Genomic DNA, 269 nt, shown 5'->3' on the forward strand with positions numbered 1-269 from the left:
CCGTCTCGATCAGGCTGTAGATGGCCGCGCTGGCCTGGGCACCGCTCGGTGTGTGGCTGAACAGCCAGTTCTTGCGGCCGACGACGAAGGGACGAATGGCGTTCTCGGCCGGGTTGTTGTCCAACGGGATCAACCCGTCATCGAGGAAGCGGGTCAGGCGCTGCCACTGGCCATCCAGATAGTGCAGCGCTCTGCCCAGTGCGCTCTTCGGCAGCACCTGGGTCAGCGACTTGTCGAGCCAGGTGCGCAGCTGGGTGATCAGCGGGCGG

Annotated in this window: 1 protein-coding gene; it reads right to left on the reverse strand. The window is 65.8% G+C overall.

Annotated elements, in window-relative coordinates; genetic code table 11:
• The coding region (locus tag CWI66_RS17885) for an IS66 family transposase (protein ID WP_157809019.1) at positions 1-269 on the reverse strand (269 nt) is incomplete at both ends.

It is taken from the genome of Halomonas sp. 141 (assembly GCF_002810305.1).
GTDB lineage: Bacteria > Pseudomonadota > Gammaproteobacteria > Pseudomonadales > Halomonadaceae > Vreelandella > Vreelandella stevensii.